Raw genomic sequence first — 4,823 nt, 5'->3', positions numbered from 1 at the left:
GTGTCACCCAGCACATAAAGCGGCATGCGGGTAGCCGGAGACACCTTCATCTCACCGCGCAGATTGCGGCAGGCATCCACGAGCGTCTTGAGTTTGATGACATGCGCTTCTGCTACCACGTCAATTTTCTCGGGCTGGCTTTGCGGGTAAGGCGCGACGCCGATGAATTTGCCTGTTTTGCCGGCGACGGGCGCCACGGTTTGCCACAGCTCTTCCGTGATGAACGGAATCACCGGATGCGCCAGCCGCAGGATGGCTTCGAGTGTGCGGATCAGCGTGCGGCGTGTGGCGCGCTTTTGCGCGTCGGTGCCGGTCTGTATCTGTACCTTGGCAATTTCGAGGTACCAGTCGCAGAATTCGTCCCAGACGAATTGGTAAATGCTTCCGGCGACGTTGTCGAGACGATAGTCGGCAAAGCCCTTGGCCACGTCGGCTTCCACGCGCTGCATAGTCGATGAAATCCAGCGGTCGGCCTGCGAGAAGCTCAGGTAGTTGTGGAACTCGCCGCCGGGTGCGCATTGCTCTTTGGTGTGGTCTTCCAGCCCGCAGTCCTGGCCTTCGCAGTTCATCAGCGTGAAGCGCGTTGCGTTCCAGAGCTTGTTGCAGAAATTGCGATACCCCTCGCAGCGCTTGCTGTCGAAGTTGATGCTGCGTCCCAGGCTCGCGAGCGAAGCGAACGTAAAGCGTAGCGCGTCGGCACCGTAGCCGGGGATGCCGGCCGGAAATTCTTTCTCGGTGTTCTTGCGAACCTGCGGCGCGGTCTCGGGCTTGCGCAGGCCTTGCGAGCGTTTTTCCAGCAAGGGCGCCAGTTCGATGCCGTCGATCAAATCGACCGGGTCCAGCACATTGCCTTCGGACTTGCTCATCTTCTTGCCCTGCGCGTCTTTCACCAGGCCGTGGATGTACACGTGTTTGAAGGGCACCTGGCCGGTGAAGTGCGTCGTCATCATGATCATCCGGGCGACCCAGAAGAAGATGATGTCGTAACCGGTGACCAGCACGCTTGATGGCAAGAAGAGGTCGAGCTCTTTCGTCTTTTCGGGCCAGCCGAGTGACGAGAAGGGCACCAGCGCCGACGAGTACCAGGTGTCGAGTACATCTTCATCGCGCGTGAGTTTTTTACCGGGCGCCTGGGCCTGTGCTGCTGCTTCGTTTTCAGCGACATAGACCTTGCCGTCTTCGTCATACCAGGCCGGGATCTGGTGGCCCCACCAGAGCTGGCGCGAAATGCACCAGTCCTGGATGTTGTTCATCCACTGGTTGTAGGTGTTGACCCATTGCTCGGGCACGAACTTCACGTCGCCGCTGGCCACCGCATCGCGCGCCTTTTGCGAAATGGATTTTCCGGTCGGATCCTGATCGCTCACCTTGCTGAGCGCCACAAACCACTGGTCGGTCAGCATGGGCTCGACCACCGCGCCGGTACGCGCGCACACCGGCACCATGTTTTTGTGCGGCACGGCTTTTTCGAGGAAGCCTTGGGCTTCCAGGTCTTTCAGCACGGCCTTGCGGCAGTCATAACGGTCCAGGCCCTGGTATTGCGCCGGGCCGTTCTCGTTGATCTTCGCGTCCAAGGTGAAGATGGTGATCAGCGGCAGGTTGTGGCGCAGGGCGACCTGGTAGTCGTTGAAGTCGTGCGCGCCGGTGATCTTCACCACGCCGCTACCGAATTCGGGGTCGACATAGTCATCGGTGATCACCGGAATTTTCCGGTCACACAGCGGCAGGTCGACCATCTTGCCGACCAGGTGCTTGTAGCGCTCGTCGTCCGGGTGCACCGCCAGCGCACCGTCGGCCAGCATGGTTTCGGGCCGTGTGGTGGCAATGTGCATGCCGCGCAGCGCCGAGCCGTCAGCGGCTTTCTGCGGGCCGTCGCTGAAGGGGTACTCGATGTGCCACATGAAGCTGTCGCGCTCTTCGTTCTCGACTTCCAGGTCGGACACGGCGGACTTGAGGATCGGGTCCCAGTTCACCAGGCGCTTGCCGCGATAAATCAGGCCCTGCTTGTAAAGCTGCACAAAGGTCGAGGTGACGACCGTCGACATCTTCGGGTCCATGGTGAAGTACTCGTGCTTCCAGGCCACAGAGTCGCCCATGCRGCGCATCTGGCGCGTGATGGTGGTGCCGGACTCTTCCTTCCATTCCCACACCTTGGCGACGAAATTTTTGCGGCCCAGGTCGTGGCGGCTTTCACCCTCGCCCTGAAGCTTGCGCTCCACCACGATCTGCGTGGCGATGCCGGCATGGTCGGTGCCGGGCACCCACAGCGTGTTGTGGCCGCGCATGCGGTGGTAACGCGTGAGCGAATCCATGATGGTCTGGTTGAAGGCATGGCCCATGTGCAGCGTGCCTGTCACATTGGGCGGCGGCAGCTGGATGGAAAACGAAGGCTTGGCCGCGTCCAGCGTGGGTTCGTACTGGCCGCTTTGCTCCCATTCGGGCCCCCAGCGGCTTTCAATGGCGGCCGGCTCGAAGGACTTGGCCAGGCCGTCCAGCCCCGGCGTGGAGACTTTCACGGCCTCGGGGGCTGTGTTGGCGGTATCGGCAAGGGCAGGGGCGGCAGCGTTGGTCATGGGGCAATGAAAAACGGCATCGAAGGGATGCCGCCTTGGGTTGGGTGAAACTCCGCTGATTTTATTCGACTGGGGCTGGCCGTTGCGGCTAGCCGGCCGTTGGCCCTGTAGTGCTCAGGCGTGGCGGGCCGCGGCCACGCAAGCCTGCAGTACTGCGGTGTCGCCCAGCTGGTTGGCCATCAGCAGGATCAGCCGGGCGTTGAGCAGCTCGGATTCCTCCCTGGAGAGGCCCTGGTGGGCGTCCAGCAGGTATTCGTAAAACGCATCGGCGTCCTGAAAATGCAGGCGGGTGATCAGGGGGCTGTCTGGCTTCATGATGGATCCCTTGTTTCGTGGCGGGCGCCCGCACCCATGGCGCTTGCGACGGCGTGAACCACCGAGGCATCCGTACTTTCGCCCGTTGCGGCGACGTGTCCGTCGGGCCGCAGCAGCGCCCAGGCATGGCCAAAAACATGGCAGGTCGCCTGCAGATGGCCTTCGCGGTCGATCACGTGCTCCCTTGCGGCGGCTTTCTCGCCGGGCCCGAGCACTTGCACGCAGCGCACGTCCGCTTCCCTGGAAAGCGCCGCCAGCCGCGCCAGCCCGGCGCCGGATACATCGCAAAACACCAGCAGCAGCAGGCGCCCATGAGCCCACGTCAACAAGTCCAGCAGCTCGCCTGAGCTGCCATCGGCCCAGGAGAAGCCCGCGTTCTGCGTGGCCCGCCCGCCCGCAGGCCCGCAGACGCCGGACCGCGTGTAGTGGTTGGGCGTCGACATGCGCCCGGTGTTCACCAGCTGCCGGGCAAACGGGTGCTCACGCGCCAGATCCAATGCCGCCGTGCGAAACAGCCGCTCCGCGCCGTCGGCCGGCCGCAGAAAGCGCGCGGTGCGGTTGGTGATCAGCACGTTGTGCTTCGCCGCCTCATGCCTTTCGTGGTGATAGCTGTCGAGCAATGCGGGCGCGGCGCGGCCTTGCAGCACAGCGGCCAGCTTCCACGCCAGGTTGTCGGCGTCCTGAACACCCGAATTGCCGCCGCGTGCGCCGAAGGGGCTCATCACATGGGCCGCGTCACCGGCAAAGAACACGCGGCCATGGCGCAGGTTGTCGAGGCATTCGCTGCGGTAGGCATAGGGGCCGACCCAGACGATTTCATAGTCACCATCGTCCAGCACCTGTCCCGCCTGGCTTTTGAACTGCGCCTTCAGGCGGGCGCGCACCACGTCCTCACGGCTGACTTCTTCGGGGTTGGCGTGCGGCGGCATCTGGTAGTCGATGCGCCAGACACCGTCGGCCATCAGGTGTTGCCACACGGCGCGGCCTTCGTTAAAAGGTGCTTCGATCCAGGTGTGGCGCTCCACCGGCGGCGGGTTTTTAAAGCGTACGTCGGCAATGCACCAGCGGTCGTCGCCCTTTTGCGCGGTGACCGTCGCACCGCACCAGGCGCGAAACGGGCTGCGCGAGCCCGTGCAATCGATCACATGTTCGGCCTGCAGGGTGTAGCTGCCCGCAGGCGTTTCAAGCTGCAGCGTCGCGAAGTCGTCGTTTTGCTCAAAGGCCGTGACGCGGTGGCTCCAGCGGAGATCAATGAGGCGGTCCTCAGGCGCGGGTCGGTAGAGCTGCTCCACCAGGAAGCCCTCGACATAAAACTGCTGGATATTGATAAAGGGCGGTTGCCGGCTCAGTGAATGCGTTTGCTGCTGGCGCAGGTCAAACGAATACACCTCGTCGGCGCCCGCAAAGGTGCGGCCCACGCTCCACTGCACCCCTTTGGCGGCGATGCGCTCGTAAATGCCTAGGCGCTTGAAGATTTCCAGGGTTTTCTGGGCATAACAAATGCCGCGCGACGACGCGCCCTTCACGCCCACGGTGTTGTCTTCGTCCAGCAGCAAGGCCTTGATGCCGTACTGCGCCAGCGCACAGGCCAGCGTCAGGCCGGTGATGCCGCCGCCAACGATGACGACGCCGTGCCGTTTGACCTCGCCTGTTTGCAGCTCGGGCGGTTCCACGAACGGGTATTCGGGCAGGGTGTAGCCCGTGCCTTGGGCAAATTCATAGCCGTTGGTGAACGCGGCCGGCAGTGTGGCCGCAGCGGCGCTGCCTTTTGTGCTTGTCTCCGGCATGGATTGTTCCTGCGGTTCTTACGTGTTTTAGGCGTTTTAGCCATACCGGTCAAGCGCAAGCAGCTATCAAAAGAGTAGCAAATGCGAGGCGCCGGCACGCGCTTTTCCTGGAGGCCCGGTGCGGTGGGCAACTCGGACAGTATTGTTT

The 4,823-nt window shown here is 62.9% G+C and carries 3 protein-coding genes; all 3 read right to left on the bottom strand.

The genetic code is table 11. The features are described 5' to 3' along the window. Nucleotides 1–2,573 (bottom strand): valine--tRNA ligase (locus tag AC1DWI_RS14060; protein ID WP_477725051.1); only part of this gene is annotated, 2,573 nt, incomplete at its 3' end. Nucleotides 2,574–2,687: 114 nt separating this feature from the next. After that, nucleotides 2,688–2,888: a DUF2783 domain-containing protein gene (locus tag AC1DWI_RS14055; protein ID WP_477671239.1), complete on the bottom strand. Its 201-nt coding sequence runs from the start codon at nucleotides 2,886–2,888 to the stop codon at nucleotides 2,688–2,690. Then, complete coding sequence (locus AC1DWI_RS14050; RefSeq protein ID WP_477671240.1) at nucleotides 2,885–4,675, bottom strand: FAD-dependent oxidoreductase; 1,791 nt, start codon at nucleotides 4,673–4,675, stop codon at nucleotides 2,885–2,887. The genes AC1DWI_RS14055 and AC1DWI_RS14050 overlap by 4 nt, the downstream gene beginning before the upstream one ends. Between the last annotated feature and the right edge of the window lie 148 nt (nucleotides 4,676–4,823).

Source organism: Polaromonas sp. P3_C2 (assembly GCF_056402675.1).
This window is presented reverse-complemented; position numbering and strand designations above follow the sequence as displayed.

Excerpts from the sequence above, each read along its gene's own strand:
- AC1DWI_RS14050 (WP_477671240.1), bottom strand. The coding sequence starts at position 4,675 with ATGCCGGAGACAAGCACAAAAGGCAGCGCCGCTGCGGCCACACTGCCG.
- AC1DWI_RS14055 (WP_477671239.1), bottom strand. The coding sequence starts at position 2,888 with ATGAAGCCAGACAGCCCCCTGATCACCCGCCTGCATTTTCAGGACGCC.